Here is a 25055-nt window from a genome sequence, read left to right on the forward strand (position 1 = left end):
ATTCTTACACTAAACGGTAAAGATTATTCTTCTAATTTCTTAAGACTTTAACCATTTCCTCAGGACTTTCTACAGAAAAAATACCATCGTAAATACTATCATCTGGGGATTTCCTAGTATTATCAAACGTAAAGATTTTTACCCCTCTATCTCTGGCCTTGGATAAGACATCTAGAACCTCTGCTCCATGATTAATATCTAAATAGACAGTTGTATCATCTAAAAGCCATTCAATTCTATTATGAATGATACTCTGATAAAGAGTTACATTTTCATAAACTGATAAGTTAGTTAGAGCAGGGGCACAATATACTGGAGCTCCGATATTAAAATGCCAATCAGGTAAAGACTTTATTAAATATTCCAAGTGTTCTACTTCTAAAACCCATGTTACAATAAAAACATTCTTCTTAGATTGATTGCTACGGTCAAAATAATTAAGATTTGCTTTTCCTGATATCATTTCAGACCAGTCTAAATCTCTATAAGCCCACCACAATTCTCGAAGACGCGATACACTATACGTGTTCCAAGGTTTATCATGACTTGCAAAATGTGTTATTACTGGTCTACAATATTTCAAATTTTCTAGATTTCCTGATGTATTAAGGAAATCTAGTCCTATTAATTTATTAAAATCATAATCCAATTGCAACCATCGATTTTCAAAATAAATGTTTAAGATACTTTGGTCTGCCATTTGAACCTGGTCTTGCTTTTCTTCGGTTAATATCAATAAGTCATGTGTAATATTTTGTTCTCTCCACATATCATTATTGATTAATAACACTCCAGCATTAAAACCATTAATAGATAATTCCCATCCATAATTATCTTGTACTGCTGCTATAGGATATCCATTTAGATCTAATTCAAACAAGGGACTTAAATCTCCACTTACAATTAAATCACAATCAAGATAAAGCGATCTACTATCATTTATAACATTAGGAATTAAAAATCTATAAAATGTTGCATAATTTATATGATTCGCCGTTTTAAAGTCTTTAAAGCCATTAGACTCCAAATGAATATTTTTAATGCTGGAATCAAAATGTTTTAATTTAGGAACTAATAATTTAAACCATTCTGGCGCTATATCACTATTTAAAATATAAAAATCAACTTCTGTATTATGACAAAGAATCGATTTAATTGTTGTCTCTAATTGAACTAAATAAGCATTATCCGCTGCTAAGACAATTGATTTCCTCATGACTCTCCTTCCATAAAACTTTTAATCATTTCTACCATTTCATCAGGCCTATCATGATGACAAATACCAGCATATGATTCTTCAGGTATAGTCAAGCAACGTGTATTATCGAAAGTTAGTATCGGCTTTTCACATTTCTTTACTAAATCATAAACATATACTAGTTTCTCATCTAAATTTAAATCTAAATAAATATCGGAACTCTTTAGAAGTTTTTCCACTAAAATAGGAAAAGAATTAGGGTAAAGAGTCACATTTTGAAACCTAGATAATCTCTTTAATTCATCCGACATAAAAGTATGAGCAACAATATAAAAATGTACTTCTGGCAATTGTTCAACTAGATAATCAATTTTTTCTACACACCAAGAATTGGTTAAATTCATGCAAGTTAATGCTGGTTTATAAATATCTGCAGAATAAAAAACATCCTTTTCTTTCCAGCTAGATACTATATAACTCCATTCCATAAAAGAATATTTCCACCACTCTTCTCTCAAACGTCCAACCGAAAACTGCTTCCATGGTTTATCAGGAGAAATATAGTGCAAAATTTTTGGAAGAGGTGTTAGTGGAATTTCAAAAACAAAAGCATGATTTTTTTCAGCTGCACCAGCATCAAAACCTACTTGAAAATTATAGGTATCCTCTAACTGGTAATAACTACTTTGAAAAAGAATATTGAGAATAGATTGATCTCCTTCCCCCACATTTTCATGTTCTTTTTCCGTTAATTCAACTAACTGCTGACGCATATTATTTGATTTCCATTTTTTATTGTCTATCAATAGAACTCCTGCGTTAAAACCAACACCTGCTCCAAAGCAAGAGCGAGTTGCAGCCAAATAATTTTCACCTAAATCTAATTCAAACAAATCGGTCAAATCACCAGTCACAATCAAATCACTATCTAGATAGAGAACTTTATCTTCTGTTACAAAATCTGGAATAAAATAGCGTGCAAAGGTCATATGATTGATATGAGGTAATTTATTAGACCAGTTCATTTTATACTGTGAACCAATTAACTTGCAATCAATCAAATCGCCTCCCATCTCTTGTAAATATATTCTTATTTGACTAACCCATTCCTGGGGAATATCCTGATTGAGCAAATAAATTTTCAAATGACTGTTGTGTCTACAGAGTGACTTCATCGCTGTTTCGATTTGTCGAATATAAGCGTAATCACCTGCAAATACTACTGCACGTTTGGTATTTCCCATTTTAAATCCTTATCATTTATTCTAACTAACATTATTTATTGTCCTACATACATTAAATCAAATAGATTTTATTTTAGAATCTTTACATAAAATCAATCTGTTCACTTACTTATCAAGCAAACATAATGTTTCCTTGATCCATCTCATCGTATCTGTTGATGATAGATTTTTATCTTCAAGTTCTTTTTTTCTTCGTTTTAAAATTTCAATAAAAGAATCAACATAACGACTGACATCTATATTTCGAGCAGCAAGAAGAGCTATAAAATTTTCACGCTGTTGTAAATCACACCTGACCTTGAGTAAACTAAAATGTCTCGTCGATCCTTCACCTACTCTATAAACATAACTATCCCTATTGATATAGACAGATTTAGGTGAGATTAGATAGATTTTAAACCAAAATTCCATATCTTCACCTAAAATAGTTAGAGAATTAAAACGAATATCCCCCACAACATCTTTTCTTACTAACTTTCCACTTACAAAACGATATGAATAATCGAAAGAATCCAAATCAATTAATTCATTGATTAGTTCTAGATGATGAAAGACTCGTTTATCGTAACCTCGTTGAAAAGAATGAACATACCAAGTATTATCTTCCATAGAAAATCTTTTATATGTTGAAATTGAGACTGACGCAGATTCGGATACTAGAGCAGAATATAGAACTTCTAAATAATCTTCCTCAACCCAGTCATCTGAATCAACAAAAGTTAAATAATCACCTCTGGAGTATTCAATCCCCAAATTACGAGCAGAAGAAACTCCGCCATTTTCTTTCCCATAGTAATGAAAACGGGAGTCACTCTCTGTATATTCCTGACAAATTCTTCCTGAATTATCTGTAGAACCATCATCAATCATAAGCACTTCAAAATTTGTATAAGTCTGTTTAACAAGACTTTCCAAGCAAATTCCAATATAACTTTCAGTATTATAAACTGGAATAATAACACTAATCAAAGATTCCATACATTTCACCTACAATCTTAAAATTATAGAATAAATCTTTATTTATATAGCAATATAGTTGTCGGGCAGTCTCTATGTAAATCTTGAAAAATTTCCGTTAAATTCCTGTTCATAATAGATTCTTTTTATTAAAAATGTCTATTCTTTTAGAGAATTACCCTCATTAATTTCTTTTTTTGTCTAAAAATGTTCAATCAAAATTGAGAACTTATTAATCATACTTATAAGTTATTCTAAAATCCTTGCAACAATCTGATTGTTATAGGTCTCATCCTCAATGAATTCAATATCTTGGTCAAAATTATGTTCAGCAGTATGTTTATGAGAAAATTTAACCTTGGTTTTAGCACCCATCTTCATCCACTCATACTCTGAATCAATATGACCAATATCGAGGACCCTATATCCCTTCTTAAAAAGATTATAGGATAAAATTTTAGCTGTAGGGCCAAGCATACATAAAACAAGACGATTTTCAGCATACTGTAATACCGCTTCTTGAATCTCTTCTATGCGCGAAAAAGCATTTTGAGAAGGACAGATAATCCGCTTAATTGAACTTGCTCCATCAAATAAATCATTGCCTACACCTGAACGAGAAGTTACTCCTTCTACAATCAGAATGTCCTCATCCTTCCAAATATGTTTTAGTTTTTCAAATTGACTGAATGATTGCGATTTATCCATATAGTCAATGTATGGTCGAGATACAAATGTAGTCCCATACCAATTTGCTCTAGCTAATTCTACATAATCTTTTAAATGATGTTCTAAATGTCCCTTCCAAAAGGCTTCCGCTGCTGGTGTAAAATTTGAACGATCAGCAAATACATTTGGTAAACCAATAACTAATTTTTCATCACTTTGAAGAGAAATAATCTCTTTCAACTGACTTGCAAGGTTTTCATCATAAACTTGATAAGGAATAGATTTTCCTAACATTAAATCCATCTCTCCATCTCCAAAACGGATAATAGAAGATTGGTTTTCTATTATATAATCTAGAGTTTGATCAATATCCTTAACCATAATCGCTGGTCTTCTTGATTGGAATGTTCCAGAAATAATATTTTCAATGTCTTCCACCATACGTTCGGGTACTTTTGAAGAGTATATCTGTTGTCCAAAAGAACCATGTTGGGTACTATCAAAAGAGAAAATGATTTTATTCATTTCATGAGCTGATCTCACTATATCATGTGTCGAATGGCCACAGCTAATATCTAAATACAAGCCCGCTCTTACTTTTAATTGTTCTAATTTTTCTGTTGTTATAGCTGGATGTAAACGAATATTTTGATAGTTACTTTGTAGTTCATATAACTTTGGCCCCATATCTGTCCAAGCTGCGATATCAAAGATAACATGTGGAAGATATTGAGCTAAATAATCTAATTGTTCAATGTCCTGTGTATCAGTAAATATTAAGCAATGAAATGTCTCCTGATTATAATCTTTTAAAAATCGAGAATGACTAGCATAGTCTTTGATAGCTTCTATCATTAAATTGACATTTTCTTTATCAAATACTATTTGATCATACATTCCATGCTGTGTATTAGAAAAACTTAAGATAGGAATCCCAACGTTACAAACATCTTTCAAAATACTTTCAACTTCTAATCCCTGATGGATATCCAGATAAATATCCACTTTTCTTTTCAGTTTTTCCAAGACAGGAGGAACAATCTGTGGATGCAATCTCACATTATCATAGACAGCTAATTTTATCAGCTTATCACCCATATCCGTCCAAGCTGCGATATGAAAGACTACATCTGGTAGAGCCGTAACTAGCTCTTCTATCCCTTCTAAATCTTGGGAATTTGTCAAAGTTAAACAAGAAAATTCCTTATCTAGAGGCGATGTCATTTCAAACTCTCCTATATGGTGTTGTAAAATTTGATTCCACTCCAAATCATGAAATTCCCACCATAAATCACGATAACGGTTGGCTATCAAGGTGGTCCATGGCTTTCTGTAGGTAGTAAAATGAATCACCACTGGTTTATCGTTAAAAGCCAGATGTTCCTGCCAATTATTATACAAAGCAACCACATCATGTCCTACTTGTAAATTATAAGCTCTACCTAGTTCTAACCAATCATCTTGTAAGACCTGATTGAAAATCGTTTGATCACCATTAAAATGCTCAAAGCGACCTTCTTCAACTTCCTTTGTTGTTATTATAGACTGTTCAATTAACCGTTCTTTTAGATTCTCTTGACGCCATTTTTCATTGTTGATTAGTAGGACGCCAGTATTGAAACCTTGACCATTTGCATCTCTAATCGCTGCGATATAATGTTCTCTTACATCCTGCTCAAATAGACTGTCTAATTTATCATTAATAAGTAAGTCACAATCCAAATACAACACAGTATCTTCTTGTATATAGTCTGGAATAAAGTACCTAGCATAGGCAATTGAACTAATGTGAGCCTGTTTTTTCCAATTCTGAAACACAGCTTGTTCAGGTAGTTTAACATCGATAATGTCACTACCTAACACGCGAGCTATTTTTCGTGGTTTGCGGAACCAATCTGGCATGATATCTTGATTTAAAATATAAATCTTAACATCTCGATTGTGGTATAGGATAGATTTTATGGTTGTTTCTAACTGCGTGGTGTAATTACGATCACCAGCTAATACAATTGTTTTAATCATCTTGTTCTCTTAATCAATTCCTAAGTGATAAATCGCATCTACCAATAGCTTTTTAGTGAAATAGCCCTCTTTCAGCAGATAACTAAATGTCTTGATACGATTCGTCATTTCTTGATATTCTTCTACATTCATTTTATCAACTATCGCATGAACTTCTTCTAGGCTATCTGCCACGAAGCCCAATCCTTGATCTACTAGAAATTTAGCAGTTGATAAGCTGCTCGGTACAATCACTGGGATACCAGCTGTTAGATAGGTACTAACCTTATGAGATATATTCAAGGTATAGTATTGGTTACTTTCTCCCTCATTTTGATGGGTTCCCCAGACAATGCCAAATCCACCCTTTGATAATTCTAGCAACAATTCCTCATCTTTTTTCCATCCTTCGATGCTGAGATTTCTAGCACTAGAACTAGCTTCCCCTTTATTTGAAAATACTCTTAAAGGCGTATCTTGAGACCAATTTTGCAAGTCTGGGAAACGCTCTAAACTTCCAGCAAAAAAGAGTTCTTTTTTAAAAGTCGGAGTGTATAAGGATAAATCATGAGGATGATCCCACATCCCTTGAATGAGAATTTTCTTAGTTGTCAAGCCTTCTTCCATCAGGCGTTCTTTCATCTGTTCAGATGGAACAATCAAAACGTCCGATAGATTATACATATACATATACTCTTTCATGAGATAATAATTACTATCAAACATGAGAGGAACAACATCATGGATAAAGCAAACAATTTTTACCTGCATATCCTTCAGCTTATCAAACAAGACTCGATCAAACTCAAAGCCATTCCAAGTAGGAGACTGAAAGACTAAGATATCACCAATAGAAATACTGGCCATAATACCATCCAGACGTTTATTCATTTCAGAAGGACTATCTGAAGCAATATTATAAAAATAGATACCAACTTCTCTAAATCCCAGTTGACTGGCTATCTTTTGTACAGCATTTTGGGCTAGAATAACCGTACTATCACCAGCCATACCGTATAAGTTTGTTAAATGTAGTTTCATATTGTATTATCTCATTTTTTATTAATATTTACGGAAGCAAAGACAATTTTTCCATCATCCTTCGATAAATCTCTGTGAACTGCATATTTTGCTCTTCTAATCTTGCTACTACTCTTTGTAATCTATTTTTATAAATCAAATTATGATTGGTCAAATCATAATTCAAACTTGCTAAAATAGCTAGTTTTTCTTCCCTAGCCTCGATTTCATCATACATACGCTTTTCACTCCATATATTCGATAAAGTACCATTCAAACCAACACGGTACCAATAAATATAACTATTTAAATAGACAACCCGTGAAGCCTTTAGGAGTACTTTCCACGTCCAGTAAGTATCTTCCGCAATTTTTCCTAAAGGAAATGGCAAATTTTCTAATAGCTCTCTCTTGAATAATTTCAAATAAGCTACAGTCCAATTCCCATTTCTCATTTCTTCGACACCTTCTCTATCTATGATTTCTTTTCCTTCTATCATTCCAAGAGAATCATCTGGATTAGAATTATAAAACAAATATTGGCAACGTGATTCATCGTAACAATTATAACGTCCGATACTAATATCCGCATTTTCTTTTTTCAATGCATCATATAACTGTTGTAAAGCATCATTTTCCAACCAATCATCAGAATCTACAAAAGTAAGATAGGAACCTTTTGATTGTCTTATTCCATAATTGCGTGCATCTGATAGGCCTCCATTTTCTTTTTCAAAATAACGGAAACGAGCATCCTTAGCAACATATTCTCTACAAATATCTGCTGAATTATCTGGAGAACCATCATTGATTAATAAGCATTCAAAATTTGTATACGTTTGTTTTTGAATACTATCTAAACACATTCTCAGATAATTTTCCACATTATATATTGGAACAACAATACTGATTAACTCATTTTCCATTGACTTCTTCTCCTAAAAATCTGCGAATAGCATCTACCATCTTATCTGGCTCACTTGCTGAAAAAATCTGACTTCTTCCTGTGCTATCATGACTAGTATTATCAAAACCAAAGATTGGTTTATTGCGTTTATGAACTTCTTCGATAATGTTGACAATTTCTCCTTCATGGTTAATATCAAGATAGAAATCCATTTTATCCAAGGTTTCTTTCATATTAAACTGATTAAAATTCGGCATAAGTGAAAGATTCAGATGTATCTGTAAATCAATAACAGAGGGAGCAAAATTTGTATGCGCCAAGATCGTAAAGTGCACTTCTGGCAATTCCGATAGGAGATATTCCAAGGACTCCATGGCAGCACTATTTGTAAAAATACAAGTATGATATAAGGGAGCTCCTACTAATTCGTTAAAAGAGCGTTTAACGATATCTGAACTTAACAATACATCGTTCCAGTTCAAACCATAATAAAACCACCAGAGTTTACGAAAACGTGTCAGCGTTAAATGGGTCCATGGTTTAAATTCTGTGGTATAGTGAATAATCTTTGGTTCACAATTTCCATAATAGTTAGATTGGTACCATTCACTATTCCCTCTTAAATGAAGAAATTGATCTAAACCAACCATGAAATTATACTCTTTATCCAAATGTAGCCACTGATCACCAAAATACATATTGAGAATCCCTTGGTCTCCATAGACATGTTCATGATGTTTGGCAGTCAACTCCAGTAGACTTTGTGTCAAACGATTTTCTCTCCATTTCTTTGCATCAATCACCATCACACCTGAATTAAAGGTTGTTAAGCAACCACTCTGATCAAAATCCTGAACAGCTGCGATAGCATATCCATGTAAATCCAAGAAAAATAAGTCGTCTAATTTTGCATTGACAATCGTATCTGAGTCTAAATAGAGAACCCTATCTTCTATAACTTCGTCTGCAATAAAATATCTAAAGAAAGCAGCATAGGAAAGGATTGCATTTGGTAAGTAAAAATCACGAAGATTATGAACTGTTTTTTTAACATTGACAATCTCAGATCCAATAACTTTCAAACGATGTCTCATTAATAAAAACCATTCACTAGGTAGGTCGTCATTAAACACATAAAATTTCACTTCGTGATTATGAACTGAAACTGACTTTATAACAGTTTCTACCTTATCAAGATAATTAATATCAGCTCCTAAAGCAATAACTTTTCTATACATTCTTATCTCCCGATTCCTCTATGTTTACCAACTGAAAAAACATGCTTCTGACAATTAAATCCACTTTATTATTAATTTGAAATACATTCCAAGTCCCATCTTGGAATGATTTTTTCTTGATGATTAGTGCCTACTCGACTTCATTCAGATACTCTCTCACTCTAGAAACTAGTTTATCTGGATCACTTGACGAAAAGACTTCCTGACCTTGATTTCCATGGACTGTATTCTCAAAAGCATAAACAGGCTTATTCTGTTTTATTGCTCTATTAACAATACCATCCACCTCACCCCAATGGTTGATATCTAAATAAATGTCTGATTTCTTCATCAAGTCCTCAATAATATCATCATGATGAACATTTGTATATATATTTACGTTTTCATAACGATTGAAACTTTCAAGATAATCCGAAATATTTGTTTTAGCTGCTATATGAAAAGCTACCTCTGGAAGATTCTGAACAAGGTAGTCTAAATTTTCTAAAGTGTCTGAAGCTGTTAAAGTGAAAACGTGAGACTGGTGTTGTTTCCTAGAAGTGATTTTCAAATCCTCTTGGGAAGTAACAATAGAATTAGCTGGTATATCTTTATAAATCAGCGCATTTGCTCCAATAATGACATTATCCCCAATCGTCACTCCTTTTAAAATGACGACATTAGTCCCAATCCAACAATTTTTTCCAATAGTTATTTTGTCAGCAGTAAATTTAATTTTTTCGATATGGTAATTTGAATATTTATGGTTATGGTCAAAAATCCTTACTCCATCTCCAAACATAGTATCTTTACCGATTTCAATTTCTTTACCACAACGAATCGTACAATGATCATTAAAGAAAACTCTATTTCCAAGTGTTAATTTAGCATTATCAGATACTTCCAAACTTATAAATGAACGCAATGTAACATCCGTTCCTAGTTCAATAGTAGCAGTAGGAGATATCTCTATATGATGAAAATCTCCTAATAACTTTACAGAATCTTTAAACTCCATGTCTATCTTCCACTTCTCTTAATTTTTCAATCATTGCTTGAACTTGGTCAACAGCATATACTTTCTGACCCGCTTCGTAGGATTTTGTATTCTCAAAGGATAAAATAGGTTTCCCAAGTATTGCAAATTGATTGAGAATTTCTTCTGTCTTTTCACCATGATTAATATCTAAAAGTACTTGACTGGTTTCTACCAATTCATTATCAACATCTACCAAATAGTGAATTCCATTAAAAATAGTCACGTTTGGATAAACCGTCATCTGAGCCAATCGATCACTAACCATCACTCTAGCAGCGATTTTAAACTGAATATCTGGTAAGGATTGAACCAATGTTTCAATTTGTTCAATATGGTCTGAAGCTGTATAGATGAGACAAGTGAACGGTTCCTTTACAGGATAAAGGTGAGATTTTTGTAATGGATGTAAATGATGATTTTGTCCCAATTCTGTCCATTCAAGGCCATGGTAGTACCACCAAACATCACGATAGGTTTGAGCCGCCAAGTCCTTCCACGGTTTCCTATGAGAAAGATAATGAATAATAGCAGGATAGTCCTGACCTGCAGGTAATTGATAATCAGTGAACTGCTTATGAATGACAATATGATTATAATCAAAGTCCAATTCCAACCATCTGTTTTCAAAAAGCATATTTAAAATACTTTGATCAGCTTGTTCCACCTTATCATGCCATTCATTGGTCAAATCAATCAATTTTTGGGTCATATTCTCTTTTTTCCAAAAAGCATTATTTACCAAGAGAACACCTGCATTAAAGATTTCTTGACCAAAATAAGCTCTGCCCCCAAAATCTCTAACAGCAGCCAAAGGATAATCTTGTAAGTCTGTAGCAAACAAGTCGTCCAGATTTTTCGTTACAAGTAAATCACAGTCCAAATAGAGGGCCTTATCCTCTTGCACGAAATCAGCTATGAAATAGCGTAAAAACACTGTATAACTGATATCCGTTTTATAACGTGAAATTTGCTCAGAGGTTACCCGACAATTGATAATTCCTGAATCAAACCTCTCTAAGCACTTATTTAATTGCCTAATCCATTCATTAGGAAAATCGCTATTAATCAGATAAAAACGAATCGAGCGATTGTGGTAACAGATAGACTTGATAGTAGTCATTACTTGGTCTACATAGGAATAGTTTGCTGCGAGGACAATGGCTTTCTTTTGTGTATTCTTACTGTTTTCAAGTTTGTCTAGTAGATATTTTTTTGTCTCAAACTCTTTATAGGTAGGAGTTTCTTCTAAGCCGCTGACCTTCCCATTAGAAAGACTCCCTTCTAACATCTGACGATAAATAGCTAAATGCTTTTCTAAAGGATATCCTAGACTGGCTAATAAAGTGATACGTTCAGACATGGAATCAACCAAGGCATGCATCCATTTTTCTGTCCAAGTTCTAGATAAACTATTATTTCTGATGCGATAAGAATAGATTCCTTTATGGATATAAACAATCTTTTCTGCCAACAGATAAATCTTTTGATTGAGGTAACCATCCTCTCCTAATTTACCTATGTCGAAGCGTAACTGCTCGAACAATCCTGCCTTATAGAGTTTACCCCAAGCAGATATCAAAGCAAAATTCTTCATTTCTTGGGATTCATATAAGTTCTCAAAGATAGAAATATTGTCATATACTTTCTCATAATAAGAGTCTCCTAATATATGAAAATAGAACATTCCTTCACTTTCGTTGAAAGAATAATAATTACCTACTGCAATATCAGCCTGATACTCTGTTATTTTTTTGTATAGGGTTTCTACATAATCTAACTCAATCCAATCATCTGAATCCACAAAGGTCACATAATCTCCGGACATATTTTCCAGACCGGTGTTTCGTGCAGCAGACAGGCCAGAATTTTCTTGTTCTATATAGATAATTCGGTGATCTATTTCTACAAATTCTTTACAAATCTCAGCTGAAGCATCAGTAGAACCATCATTAACGACAACGATCTCAATATTTTTATATGTTTGAGCAATAATACTATCTAGGCATTTTCTTAGATAGCTTTCCACATTGTAAACCGGTACAATGACCGTTATTTTATCATCCACTAGCGATTTTCTCCTTATATTTATTATACAATTTTTTAGTCAAAATTTCAGCTATATAATAGTAAAAACCCCTTGAAAATTCTACTTTTTCAAGGGGTTTCTATGATTTACGTGCACGAGTTAGTTTAGCCTAAATTTATAGGTTATCTTACTCTTCTTCATCACGTTTACGGCGTTTCGCAACCAATCCAATACCTGTAACTGCTGCTAAAGCTCCTAAAAGCACGGATGATTTGGAAGCTTCTGTACCTGTATTCGGCAATTGCTGTCTAGTCTTACCTGCTGACTCAGACGCTGATGTGCTTGCTGATTGGCTTGCACTTGTTGACGCTGACTCAGACGCTGATGTGCTTGCTGATTGGCTCGCACTTGTTGATGCTGACTCAGAGGCACTTGTGCTTGCTGATTGACTCGCACTTGTTGATGCTGACTCAGAGGCACTTGTGCTTGCTGATTGGCTCGCACTTGTTGATGCTGACTCAGAAGCTGATGTGCTTGCTGATTGGCTTGCACTTGTTGATGCTGATTCAGAGGCACTTGTTGATGCTGATTCAGAAGCGCTTGTTGACGCTGATTCAGAGGCACTTGTGCTTGCTGATTGGCTGGCACTTGTTGATGCTGACTCAGAGGCACTTGTGCTTGCTGATTGGCTTGCACTTGTTGATGCTGATTCAGAAGCTGATGTGCTTGCTGATTGACTTGCACTTGTTGACGCTGACTCAGAAGCTGATGTGCTTGCTGATTGGCTGGCACTTGTTGATGCTGACTCAGAGGCACTTGTGCTTGCTGATTGGCTCGCACTTGTTGATGCTGATTCAGATGCCGATGTGCTTGCTGATTGACTTGCACTTGTTGACGCTGACTCAGAAGCTGATGTGCTTGCTGATTGGCTCGCACTTGTTGATGCTGACTCAGAGGCACTTGTGCTTGCTGATTGGCTCGCACTTGTTGATGCTGATTCAGATGCCGATGTGCTTGCTGATTGACTTGCACTTGTTGATGCTGATTCAGATGCCGATGTGCTTGCTGATTGGCTCGCACTTGTTGATGCTGACTCAGACGCTGATGTGCTTGCTGATTGGCTCGCACTTGTTGATGCTGACTCAGATGCGATGTGCTTGCTGATTGGCTCGCACTTGTTGATGCTGACTCAGAGGCACTTGTGCTTGCTGATTGACTTGCACTTGTTGACGCTGACTCAGACGCTGATGTGCTTGCTGATTGGCTCGCACTTGTTGATGCTGATTCAGAGGCACTTGTGCTTGCTGATTGGCTCGCACTTGTTGATGCTGACTCAGAGGCACTTGTGCTTGCTGATTGGCTCGCACTTGTTGATGCTGACTCAGAGGCACTTGTGCTTGCTGATTGGCTCGCACTTGTTGATGCTGATTCAGATGCCGATGTGCTTGCTGATTGACTTGCACTTGTTGACGCTGACTCAGAAGCTGATGTGCTTGCTGATTGGCTGGCACTTGTTGATGCTGACTCAGAGGCACTTGTGCTTGCTGATTGGCTCGCACTTGTTGATGCTGATTCAGATGCCGATGTGCTTGCTGATTGACTTGCACTTGTTGATGCTGATTCAGATGCCGATGTGCTTGCTGATTGGCTGCGCACTTGTTGATGCTGACTCAGACGCTGATGTGCTTGCTGATTGGCTCGCACTTGTTGATGCTGACTCAGATGCCGATGTGCTTGCTGATTGGCTCGCACTTGTTGATGCTGACTCAGAGGCACTTGTGCTTGCTGATTGACTTGCACTTGTTGATGCTGACTCAGACGCTGATGTGCTTGCTGATTGGCTCGCACTTGTTGATGCTGATTCAGAGGCACTTGTGCTTGCTGATTGGCTCGCACTTGTTGATGCTGATTCAGATGCCGATGTGCTTGCTGATTGACTTGCACTGTTGACGCTGACTCAGAAGCTGATGTGCTTGCTGATTGGCTCGCACTTGTTGATGCTGACTCAGAGGCACTTGTGCTTGCTGATTGGCTCGCACTTGTTGATGCTGATTCAGATGCCGATGTGCTTGCTGATTGACTTGCACTTGTTGATGCTGATTCAGATGCCGATGTGCTTGCTGATTGGCTCGCACTTGTTGATGCTGACTCAGACGCTGATGTGCTTGCTGATTGGCTCGCACTTGTTGATGCTGACTCAGATGCCGATGTGCTTGCTGATTGGCTCGCACTTGTTGATGCTGACTCAGAGGCACTTGTGCTTGCTGATTGACTTGCACTTGTTGATGCTGATTCAGAAGCGCTTGTTGACGCTGATTCAGAGGCACTTGTGCTTGCTGATTGGCTGGCACTTGTTGATGCTGACTCAGAGGCACTTGTGCTTGCTGATTGGCTCGCACTTGTTGATGCTGATTCAGATGCCGATGTGCTTGCTGATTGACTTGCACTTGTTGATGCTGACTCAGAAGCTGATGTGCTTGCTGATTGGCTCGCACTTGTTGATGCTGACTCAGATGCCGATGTGCTTGCTGATTGGCTTGCACTTGTTGATGCTGATTCAGAGGCACTTGTGCTTGCTGATTGGCTCGCACTTGTTGATGCTGATTCAGATGCCGATGTGCTTGCTGATTGACTTGCACTTGTTGACGCTGACTCAGAAGCTGATGTGCTTGCTGATTGGCTGGCACTTGTTGATGCTGACTCAGAGGCACTTGTGCTTGCTGATTGGCTCGCACTTGTTGATGCTGACTCAGAGGCACTTGTGCTTGCTGATTGGCTCGCGCTTGTTGATGCTGACTCAGACGCTGATGTGCTTGCTGATTGGCTCGCACTTGTTGATGCTGACTCAGATGCCGATGTGCTTGCTGATTGACTTGCACTTGTTGATGCTGATTCAGATGCCGATGTGCTTGCTGATTGGCTCGCACTTGTTGATGCTGACTCAGAGGCACTTGTGCTTGCTGATTGGCTTGCACTTGTTGACGCTGACTCAGACGCTGATGTGCTTGCTGATTGGCTCGCACTTGTTGATGCTGATTCAGATGCCGATGTGCTTGCTGATTGGCTCGCACTTGTTGATGCTGACTCAGAGGCACTTGTGCTTGCTGATTGACTCGCACTTGTTGATGCTGATTCAGAGGCACTTGTGCTTGCTGATTGGCTCGCACTTGTTGATGCTGACTCAGAGGCACTTGTGCTTGCTGATTGGCTCGCACTTGTTGATGCTGATTCAGATGCCGATGTGCTTGCTGATTGGCTCGCACTTGTTGATGCTGACTCAGAGGCACTTGTGCTTGCTGATTGGCTCGCGCTTGTTGATGCTGACTCAGACGCTGATGTGCTTGCTGATTGGCTCGCACTTGTTGATGCTGACTCAGATGCCGATGTGCTTGCTGATTGGCTTGCACTTGTTGATGCTGATTCAGAAGCTGATGTGCTTGCTGATTGACTTGCACTTGTTGACGCTGACTCAGAAGCTGATGTGCTTGCTGATTGACTTGCACTTGTTGACGCTGACTCAGAAGCTGATGTGCTTGCTGATTGGCTTGCACTTGTTGATGCTGATTCAGAAGCTGATGTGCTTGCTGATTGGCTCGCACTTGTTGATGCTGACTCAGAGGCACTTGTGCTTGCTGATTGGCTCGCACTTGTTGATGCTGACTCAGAAGCTGATGTGCTTGCTGATTGGCTCGCACTTGTTGATGCTGACTCAGATGCCGATGTGCTTGCTGATTGGCTTGCACTTGTTGATGCTGACTCAGAAGCTGATGTGCTTGCTGATTGGCTCGCACTTGTTGATGCTGATTCAGATGCCGATGTGCTTGCTGATTGACTTGCACTTGTTGATGCTGACTCAGAGGCACTTGTGCTTGCTGATTGGCTTGCACTTGTTGACGCTGACTCAGACGCTGATGTGCTTGCTGATTGGCTCGCACTTGTTGATGCTGACTCAGAGGCACTTGTGCTTGCTGATTGGCTTGCACTTGTTGACGCTGACTCAGACGCTGATGTGCTTGCTGATTGGCTCGCACTTGTTGATGCTGATTCAGATGCCGATGTGCTTGCTGATTGGCTCGCACTTGTTGATGCTGACTCAGAGGCACTTGTGCTTGCTGATTGACTCGCACTTGTTGATGCTGATTCAGAGGCACTTGTGCTTGCTGATTGGCTCGCACTTGTTGATGCTGACTCAGAGGCACTTGTGCTTGCTGATTGGCTCGCACTTGTTGATGCTGATTCAGATGCCGATGTGCTTGCTGATTGGCTCGCACTTGTTGATGCTGACTCAGAGGCACTTGTGCTTGCTGATTGGCTCGCGCTTGTTGATGCTGACTCAGACGCTGATGTGCTTGCTGATTGGCTCGCACTTGTTGATGCTGACTCAGATGCCGATGTGCTTGCTGATTGGCTTGCACTTGTTGATGCTGATTCAGAAGCTGATGTGCTTGCTGATTGACTTGCACTTGTTGACGCTGACTCAGAAGCTGATGTGCTTGCTGATTGACTTGCACTTGTTGACGCTGACTCAGAAGCTGATGTGCTTGCTGATTGGCTTGCACTTGTTGATGCTGATTCAGAAGCTGATGTGCTTGCTGATTGGCTCGCACTTGTTGATGCTGACTCAGAGGCACTTGTGCTTGCTGATTGGCTCGCACTTGTTGATGCTGACTCAGAAGCTGATGTGCTTGCTGATTGGCTCGCACTTGTTGATGCTGACTCAGATGCCGATGTGCTTGCTGATTGGCTTGCACTTGTTGATGCTGACTCAGAAGCTGATGTGCTTGCTGATTGGCTCGCACTTGTTGATGCTGATTCAGATGCCGATGTGCTTGCTGATTGACTTGCACTTGTTGATGCTGACTCAGAGGCACTTGTGCTTGCTGATTGGCTTGCACTTGTTGACGCTGACTCAGACGCTGATGTGCTTGCTGATTGGCTCGCACTTGTTGATGCTGATTCAGATGCCGATGTGCTTGCTGATTGGCTCGCACTTGTTGATGCTGACTCAGAGGCACTTGTGCTTGCTGATTGACTCGCACTTGTTGATGCTGACTCAGAGGCTGATGTGCTTGCTGATTGGCTCGCACTTGTTGATGCTGATTCTGATGCACTTGTTGATGCTGACTCAGACGCTGATGTGCTTGCTGATTGGCTCGCACTTGTTGATGCTGATTCAGATGCCGATGTGCTTGCTGATTGGCTGGCACTTGTTGATGCTGACTCAGAAGCTGATGTGCTTGCTGATTGGCTCGCACTTGTTGAAGCACTTTGACTTGCACTTGTTGACGCGGACTTAGATGCGCTCGTTGAAGCACTTTGACTCGCACTTGTCGACGCTGACTTAGATGCACTTGTTGAAGCACTTTGACTCGCACTTGTCGACGCTGACTTAGATGCACTTGTTGAAGCACTTTGACTCGCACTTGTCGACGCTGACTTAGATGCACTTGTTGAAGCACTTTGACTCGCACTTGTCGACGCTGACTTAGATGCACTTGTTGAAGCACTTTGGCTTGCACTGGTTGATGCTGATACTGATGCACGGTAATCTGAATCTGATATATTTGGCGTTACCGTATTTACCGTTCCATCTTTATAAGTGATAGTCACCGTTCCATTTTCTGCAATAGAATAACTTCTAATACGGTTTGCAGTCTCTGGATTTGCTGTTTTCACAGCAGCTAAGATTCTATCTTTCTCACGCTGGTTCAGAGCGTTTGGATGTTCAACTTGGAAGACTTCTGACGGCTTCTTACCAGGGAATCTTTCATTCAATTTACCTTGCGCAACAACTGCTGCTGGAGTGCGTGCTTCATTATTAGACAGGTCCACAGCTTTTACGCCAAGTGTCCATCTATTCCCATCTGCATATTCCTGATTAGGATTATAAGTCGCTGTATACTCTAAAGTAGCAGGAGCATTCGTTGGTTTATTCTTGAATCCTGGTGCACTATCATTCGAAGAATAGTCACCTGAGAATATTCTATCTTTATCAGAAACACCATCATAAAGTTTCAAATCTCTAAGTTTGCCACTATTATCTGAACCTTTCAAGACAACTTTAACTTCATCTCCGGCAAAAATCTCGTATCCACTCGTACCAGGACGGACATTATTTTTCGGAGAAAGCTTTTCCCACTTTTTAGTCTTATCATTCTTGACATAGATTTCAAATTCAGGATTTGGAGCTACATTTTCTTTAGTAATGGTCTTAGTAGTTGTGGCAGAAGTAAGGGTCTCTGTTCCTCCAGCAGGAGTCCTTACAACTTTCTCTTGTTTAACCGTTACATTTCCTGTAGGTAAGAGTCCATTATTGCCGTCGTATGCTTTTTTCAGATCAGCAGGTTCAAAGGTAACGCTTGATTCGTTGTCCTTCGCTTTTTTCTCGAACGTATAGCCTGCTAAAGTCAAGGTTACAAGAGCTCCAGGTGTCACATTCGTTACAACAATTGAACGATTTGGCAAACCACCTTTTTCATTCACTGAATCAGCTGCAATTTCAGGGGCTTGTGGCTTTACTTTCACAGTAACGGGGACATTCTGTTTAACTCTGACCCCTGTTGAATCTGCAGGTAGTTCTACTTCTACTTCCTTAGTAAAGGTTCCTACCTCAGTGAGTGACGGTGCACCATTGACCCATTTGTAATTAGTGTTTGCTGCATTAAACTCTGGGCTTCCAGATACTTTTGTAACCGCTTCTTTAGGATTTGCCACTGCTTGTTTATAAGCTGGATCATCTGTTTTATTCTGTGTGAAAGTATAAGAACGATTTGATTCAAACTTATAGACATCATGGACAACATTAACTGTATGACTTAATTTATTAGAGTCATTTTCCCCCATACGACCTACCGGATAGGTAAAGGTCACTTGGTAGGTATTTCTTCCTGTCTCATTTGTATTGATAGGCGAGCTAGAAACTACTTGACCATCTTTACTCCAAGCTTGGCTTGCACCACTTGGATATCCAGCCGTCCCCTCTTTATCAACATAATTACGCCAAACTGTTCCCTTATGAGGAGCTGTTCCTTGAATATCATTTACTGGACCTTTAGGCTTAATTGTCGCCAGAACTTCATAATCTACAGTAACATCTTCACTGCCACCATTAGGATATTCGATGTGTGCAATAGCTTGTTTAGAACCTGTCTCTGATGTCTTAATTTCTGCCCCTTGTTTCCAAGTAATTCTTGTTCCAGCAGGGAATTCTTTACCGTTAGCACGCTGGATAAAGTTACTTGCATTCTCTAGGTCACCAGCCTGCTCACCAATATAAGTATAGACTTTAGGGACTTTGGCAATTGGATTGTATTTTTCTAAGGCAGCATTGATAGTACTTGTGGTACCATCACGATAGGTGACTGTGATCGTACCATTTGTTGAAACTTCAATCTTAGCTTTCGTTCCTGGGAAGGTTAAAACGGTACCATTTGCGTCCGAAGTTACGTTTGAATTTGATACATCTTTAGTAAGGTCTTGATTAGCTAGTAAATCACGTTTATTGGCTGCATTATTAATAAAATTATTATAAACTTCTGCAATTTCTTGTTGTGTTAAATGCTCCAAATCCTTAACTTGAACAACATCTCCACTTTGAACATCATGACGCTCGTTGAAACCTTTGATGGTATAAGTAACAGTAGCTTCAGAAGTTTTATTACCCCAATCTATCGCCCAAATACGATAGCTATAGGTTTTCCCTACTTCAGCGGACGCTTCACCGTTACCTACAGTACCGGCTATAGCAGACGGGATGTTTTCAAATTCTTGTCTTTGATTTATAAATGGAGTTTCCTTATTTCTAGGATTATAGGGATCATATTTAGGATTCGGTCTATTTATCTCTTCTCCAATCGCAGCCCCACCATAAGTAACACCAGGAATCGCTTCACCCCCATTTAATCTATACAAGCGGAGTCTAGATCCTTTTTTTAATATAGAAATTTTTTGATTAATCGAGTCATCATTATAAACATCAAAATGAGTACCGCCAATAATCTCAAAACCTGGACCAGATTTCTCTACTGAAGGTGGTGGGGTTGGTCTAGATGGATTATACCCTGTTGGAACACTTGCCGATTGAACTGTAGAAGCATTTCCTTGAGTATTTTGCCCGATAGGGGCTGAGCTGACCTGCACCTGCATATCTGCAGTCGCAGTCGGCACATTGTTATCGTATTTAACTTTGACTACAATTGTACCGTTTAAGTTTCTATTTTGTCCATGTCTGTAATTATAAACAATTTCAGAACCCTGAGTAAAGGTTGGAGTCATCTGATTGTCATTAAATGTTGCACTTTGGACATGACCACCTCGGCCGACATTTATTTTAACACCCACATTGCTCAAAGCACTATTAGCCTGAACATTCATAGTGTACGTCGCGATACCAGTAGCTTTATCAAAAGTAGCGACTGGGCTACTTACTGTCATACGGCTATCATTTTGAGAAGGAGCCCAACTTGCACGAAGGGAAGCATCACGCAACATGGTTTGACCATTACGGGCATCACGCGCTCCTGATTGCGCTCTTAAAACAGCATTGACAATAGAATTACGAGCTAGAGTAGCTTTTTGCACCACCTCTGTCCAGTCACTCGTTGGATCTGCCAAGGCTTTTTCAATAGCTGTCACTGCTGCATTTACTTTAGTAATTGCAGAATCAGTATTTGGTAAACCAGCAGCCTTCGCTAAGTATTCACCCATTTCAGCTGAAAGCTTGCTTAACTTCTTACGATTTTCTTCATTTTTCTTTACAGAAGTTTCTACAGATGACAAGGTTGCAGCTGTCGCTCCCACTAAACTTGTTGTATCTGAATTTGTTTTAACAGTGTTTGACTCAATAGTAGCAGGCTTCAAAATTGATGAATCAATCTTGTCAACCTTTGATTCATTTTGAGTCGATGCTTTCTTCTCATCTTGAATTTCAGATACAGTTTTTTCTGAGGAAGCTCCTACAGATGTTGACACACTACTTGTTTGGCTAGTAGATTGATTCAAACTAGTTGACATACTTGCAGAATCTGAAGCACTAGCGCTGGCTGAAGATGATGTGCTAGCTGAGGCACTAACTGATGTACTAGCGGAAGCACTTGCTGAGGTGCTGGCTGAAGTACTAGCCGAGGTGCTAGTAGAAGCTGATTCTGAAATCGAAGCGCTTTCGCTTATAGAAGTAGACAAGCTAGCAGAATTTTCTGAGTTACTTAGAGATGTCGTACCCAAAACTACTGTATCATTTGTAACCAAAAGATCTGGATTTTCCAGTGTTTTTTCCACGGCTACTGTTTCATTTGCAAATACTTTTGTTTGAGTAGCAACACTACCACCTAAAACAGCCCCTGTGGCAGCAAGCCCCTTGATAATATCCAAACCTGTAATAGAAGAATTTACTTTATCCTCTACTACTTCAGTCATGACTTGCGTCGTATCTACACCACCACGCAAGACCTTGAACAAACCAAAAAGAGAGGTTGAAGCTCGCAACCAATGTTTTCCTGATTTGATTAACTTATACCGCGTCACTCGATCGGTTTCTCTATACTCACCTTTTTGACGTCTAAAAAACATGTTTTACCCTTTCCCTACATACCAAAAGTGGACAATCCACCCTATTTTAATCATACCTTTAAAGTATACTTTAAATGCAAACGCTTGTCAAGAAATTTGATATATTTTTATATAATATTACCATTCAAATATTTTGAAATATCGAACCATTTATAAGTTCTCTAACAACATCTAATACCTTTGTATAAAAAGCCTCAAATAACTTTTTAAAATATATATAGCTAAATTTATTTTAGTTGTAAAAAGTATATAACGTTCGGATTTTTAACATATTATATAAACAAAATATAAAAACTTGACTATTCATGTTTCATTGATAAATTCATAATGTAATGCAAAAAATACTATCGAAGTACATCTTGTGACAATAGATTTTCATAAAAAATTGCTTCGAATCAACTCGATTCTCCCTGTAACTCCTATCAAAAATGCCCACAATTAGGTTATAATCATGGGCATTCTATTGATGTTTTTTCTAGTTAGCTAGGCCATTATCTCCCCGTCACGACAGAAAAGCCCACGAATTGATACCATTCGTGGATTTTTCCTAGTAAAGCATTTAGGTAAACCGATTGTTACACTACGACACGGAGTTTGGCAAATCGATTTCATTTGCCAAACGTAGTTAGTAAGGCAGTTAGCTAGTTCGCCAAATAGCGACTAGCGTCCAACAATTAGGAACTTTAGTTCCAATTGTTGGTACTGAGTTACATCTTCTCTTCCAACTCTACATCTGGATACTTGTCCGCAAACCAACGGAGGGCAAAGTCATTTTCAAAGAGGAAGACTGGTTGGTCAAAACGGTCTTTGGCCAAGATATTGCGACTTGATGACATCCGTTCATCCAAATCCTCAGGCTTGATCCAACGAACGGTCTTTTTACCCATTGGGCTCATGACTACTTCTGCATTGTACTCGCCTTCCATGCGGTGTTTAAAGACTTCAAACTGGAGTTGACCAACAGCACCCAGCATATACTCGCCTGTTTGGTAATTCTTATAAAGCTGAATGGCTCCTTCTTGCACCAATTGCTCAATTCCCTTGTGGAAGGATTTTTGCTTCATGACATTCTTAGCGGAAACTTTCATGAAAATTTCAGGTGTAAAAGTTGGCAGTGGTTCAAATTCAAACTTGTTTTTGCCAACAGTCAATGTATCCCCAACCTGATAAGTACCTGTATCATAAACCCCGATGATATCACCCGCCACGGCATTGGTCACATTCTCACGACTTTCCGCCATAAACTGGGTAACATTAGACAATTTAGCCCCCTTACCAGTACGAGGCAGATTGACACTCATCCCGCGCTCAAACTCACCCGAAACGATACGAACAAAAGCAATACGGTCACGGTGTCGAGGGTCCATGTTGGCTTGGATTTTAAAGACAAATCCTGAGAAATCCTTGTCATAAGGATCCACAATTTCACCATCTGTTTTCTTGTGACCATGTGGTTCTGGAGCAAACTTGAGGAAAGTCTCAAGGAAGGTCTGCACACCAAAGTTAGTAAGGGCTGAGCCGAAGAAGACAGGTGTCAATTCTCCAGCAAGGATTGCTTCCTCTGAAAACTCATTTCCAGCTTCATTTAAAAGCTCAATATCATCTTTGACTTGCTCGTAGAAAGGATTGCTACCAAAAAGCTTGTCCCCATCTTCTAGACTGGCAAAACGCTCATCCCCTTTATAAAGTTCCAAGCGTTGGTTATAAAGGTCATACAAGCCTTCAAAGGCTTTCCCCATACCGATTGGCCAGTTCATCGGATAACTTGCAATACCCAAGACTTCTTCCAATTCTTGCAAGAGATCCAAAGGCTCACGACCGTCACGGTCCAGCTTGTTCATAAAGGTAAAGACGGGAATGCCACGGTGTTTTACAACTTCAAACAATTTCTTGGTTTGCGCCTCGATACCCTTGGCAGAGTCCACAACCATGACCGCAGCATCCACCGCCATCAAGGTCCGATAGGTATCTTCTGAGAAGTCCTCGTGCCCTGGTGTGTCGAGGATATTGACGCGCTTACCATCGTAGTCAAACTGCATCACAGATGAAGTCACCGAAATCCCACGTTGCTTCTCGATATCCATCCAGTCAGACTTGGCAAACGTCCCTGTTTTCTTCCCTTTTACGGTACCAGCCTCACGAATCTCGCCCCCAAAGTAGAGCAACTGCTCAGTAATAGTAGTTTTCCCCGCGTCAGGGTGGGAGATGATGGCAAAGGTACGACGTTTCTTAATTTCTTCTTGAATATTCATAAGTTCTCTTTCTTTGATTCTCTATTTTTCTTGTTTCAATAGCTAAGAATGATTTCTACATTGGATTTTACCATTCCTTTCAACACTCCATTATATCGGATTTTGAGTAGTTTTTCAATTGCTCATCCGATGAAAAAAGTTAGCTAGAGCACTGATTTCACCTGGTTTCTCTTTTTCCACCGTTTTTTGAACAAGATATCAAAAAGAACCAGAGCCAGTGAAAGGATGACGGACACAAGTAGGTACTTTAGCCACAGGGGGGCATCAGGAATAAAAGGTGTCTTATTTAACAAGCCATAATTCCCACCAGTCACCTGATTAACCCCAACTAGAAAGAGATTGAGGATAAAGGTATAGACTACAATCATATATTTCTTGAGTAGGCTCTTGTCATAGTGATTCATCAAGTAGACCAAGGAATTCACTAGAAGGGCATAGTGCCCAATCAAAAATGAAAAACTGGTAATATGGGGGAAGTCATAGGGGTCAAAAACTGGGTAAACCAGTGCAAAGACAGCTCCACTTGCTCCTAAGAGGGCAAAGTACTGCTTGCTTTTCCATTTATCGGGCAAGAAAACCACAGCAAACATAGCTAAACGGCAATGATAAAATGGGAGACTATTAGAAAAGGGAATCCCAAAACCAACATACCAACTATAGAGTGCTAGCAACTGGAGGATCTGAATCCCCTTAAACAAGTATACAAATTTCGGATTTTTGTGATAAGCAAGTGCCCCATAAATACAAAGCATTAAGACCAGCATCATAACCCCATACCAAAAAAGTGAAATGGGAGGAGGGACTGTCTGAGTTCTGGTGATAAATTGATGGAACATGTTTCTATCCTAACTCTTATTTTTTCTTTTTTCTAGTTTAACTATTATAGCGAATTAAAAACGATTTTTCAATTTCTATTTCTTTTCAGTTTGGCTCCCTTATTTATAGGAAAATATGGTAAA

General features: G+C 38.6%; 13 protein-coding genes. All 13 read right to left on the reverse strand.

Features of this window, described 5'->3' with window-relative positions:
* Window positions 1-31: 31 nt before the first annotated feature.
* The 13 genes from JJN14_RS08210 to JJN14_RS08280 all read right to left on the reverse strand — a co-directional run bounded on the left by JJN14_RS08210 (window position 32) and on the right by JJN14_RS08280 (window position 24932).
* On the reverse strand, window positions 32-1216 hold the full coding sequence (locus JJN14_RS08210; RefSeq protein WP_201058392.1) for a glycosyltransferase family 8 protein: 1185 nt from the start codon (window positions 1214-1216) through the stop codon (window positions 32-34).
* Window positions 1213-2442, reverse strand: a complete 1230-nt coding sequence (locus JJN14_RS08215; protein ID WP_201058393.1) for a glycosyltransferase — start codon at window positions 2440-2442, stop codon at window positions 1213-1215. Before JJN14_RS08215 ends, JJN14_RS08210 begins: the two co-directional genes overlap by 4 nt.
* A gap of 105 nt (window positions 2443-2547) precedes the next feature.
* On the reverse strand, window positions 2548-3420 hold the full coding sequence (locus JJN14_RS08220; protein ID WP_201058394.1) for a glycosyltransferase family 2 protein: 873 nt from the start codon (window positions 3418-3420) through the stop codon (window positions 2548-2550).
* Window positions 3421-3648: 228 nt separating this feature from the next.
* Window positions 3649-6090 (reverse strand): SP_1767 family glycosyltransferase, encoded by a 2442-nt coding sequence (locus JJN14_RS08225; protein WP_201058395.1) that lies wholly within the window; start codon window positions 6088-6090, stop codon window positions 3649-3651.
* A 9-nt stretch (window positions 6091-6099) separates the two neighbouring features.
* On the reverse strand, window positions 6100-7110 hold the full coding sequence (locus JJN14_RS08230) for a sugar transferase (RefSeq protein ID WP_201058396.1): 1011 nt from the start codon (window positions 7108-7110) through the stop codon (window positions 6100-6102).
* 28 nt (window positions 7111-7138) lie between these two features.
* Complete coding sequence (locus JJN14_RS08235; protein WP_201058397.1) at window positions 7139-8014, reverse strand: glycosyltransferase family 2 protein; 876 nt, start codon at window positions 8012-8014, stop codon at window positions 7139-7141.
* Window positions 8004-9233 (reverse strand): glycosyltransferase family 8 protein, encoded by a 1230-nt coding sequence (locus tag JJN14_RS08240; RefSeq protein ID WP_201058398.1) that lies wholly within the window; start codon window positions 9231-9233, stop codon window positions 8004-8006. The genes JJN14_RS08235 and JJN14_RS08240 overlap by 11 nt, the downstream gene beginning before the upstream one ends.
* 130 nt (window positions 9234-9363) lie before the next feature.
* Window positions 9364-10230: a DapH/DapD/GlmU-related protein gene (locus tag JJN14_RS08245; RefSeq protein ID WP_201058399.1), complete on the reverse strand. Its 867-nt coding sequence runs from the start codon at window positions 10228-10230 to the stop codon at window positions 9364-9366.
* A complete protein-coding gene (locus JJN14_RS08250) occupies window positions 10220-12316 on the reverse strand; it encodes a glycosyltransferase (protein WP_201058400.1) in 2097 nt (698 codons plus the stop codon). Before JJN14_RS08250 ends, JJN14_RS08245 begins: the two co-directional genes overlap by 11 nt.
* 148 nt (window positions 12317-12464) lie before the next feature.
* Window positions 12465-12542 (reverse strand): LPXTG cell wall anchor domain-containing protein, encoded by a 78-nt coding sequence (locus tag JJN14_RS10320; protein ID WP_265471112.1) that lies wholly within the window; start codon window positions 12540-12542, stop codon window positions 12465-12467.
* Window positions 12533-21844 (reverse strand): accessory Sec-dependent serine-rich glycoprotein adhesin, encoded by a 9312-nt coding sequence (locus JJN14_RS08255; protein WP_416069235.1) that lies wholly within the window; start codon window positions 21842-21844, stop codon window positions 12533-12535. The genes JJN14_RS10320 and JJN14_RS08255 overlap by 10 nt, the downstream gene beginning before the upstream one ends.
* A 707-nt stretch (window positions 21845-22551) precedes the next feature.
* Entirely contained in the window at window positions 22552-24096 is a 1545-nt protein-coding gene (locus JJN14_RS08275; protein WP_001025437.1) for a peptide chain release factor 3, read from the reverse strand.
* A 143-nt stretch (window positions 24097-24239) separates the two neighbouring features.
* A complete protein-coding gene (locus JJN14_RS08280; protein ID WP_049552708.1) occupies window positions 24240-24932 on the reverse strand; it encodes a TIGR02206 family membrane protein in 693 nt (230 codons plus the stop codon).
* Between the last annotated feature and the right edge of the window lie 123 nt (window positions 24933-25055).

The sequence above is a fragment of the Streptococcus mitis genome (genome assembly GCF_016658865.1).
In the GTDB taxonomy this organism is placed as follows: Bacteria; Bacillota; Bacilli; order Lactobacillales; family Streptococcaceae; genus Streptococcus; species Streptococcus mitis_BT.

What these genes read in the sequence shown, in the direction of transcription:
- JJN14_RS08210 (WP_201058392.1), bottom strand. Translation starts at nt 1,216, where the DNA reads ATGAGGAAATCAATTGTCTTAGCAGCGGATAATGCTTATTTAGTTCAA.
- JJN14_RS08215 (WP_201058393.1), bottom strand. Translation starts at nt 2,442, where the DNA reads ATGGGAAATACCAAACGTGCAGTAGTATTTGCAGGTGATTACGCTTAT.
- JJN14_RS08220 (WP_201058394.1), bottom strand. Translation starts at nt 3,420, where the DNA reads ATGGAATCTTTGATTAGTGTTATTATTCCAGTTTATAATACTGAAAGT.
- JJN14_RS08225 (WP_201058395.1), bottom strand. Translation starts at nt 6,090, where the DNA reads ATGATTAAAACAATTGTATTAGCTGGTGATCGTAATTACACCACGCAG.
- JJN14_RS08230 (WP_201058396.1), bottom strand. Translation starts at nt 7,110, where the DNA reads ATGAAACTACATTTAACAAACTTATACGGTATGGCTGGTGATAGTACG.
- JJN14_RS08235 (WP_201058397.1), bottom strand. Translation starts at nt 8,014, where the DNA reads ATGGAAAATGAGTTAATCAGTATTGTTGTTCCAATATATAATGTGGAA.
- JJN14_RS08240 (WP_201058398.1), bottom strand. Translation starts at nt 9,233, where the DNA reads ATGTATAGAAAAGTTATTGCTTTAGGAGCTGATATTAATTATCTTGAT.
- JJN14_RS08245 (WP_201058399.1), bottom strand. Translation starts at nt 10,230, where the DNA reads ATGGAGTTTAAAGATTCTGTAAAGTTATTAGGAGATTTTCATCATATA.
- JJN14_RS08255 (WP_416069235.1), bottom strand. Translation starts at nt 21,844, where the DNA reads ATGTTTTTTAGACGTCAAAAAGGTGAGTATAGAGAAACCGATCGAGTG.
- JJN14_RS08275 (WP_001025437.1), bottom strand. Translation starts at nt 24,096, where the DNA reads ATGAATATTCAAGAAGAAATTAAGAAACGTCGTACCTTTGCCATCATC.
- JJN14_RS08280 (WP_049552708.1), bottom strand. Translation starts at nt 24,932, where the DNA reads ATGTTCCATCAATTTATCACCAGAACTCAGACAGTCCCTCCTCCCATT.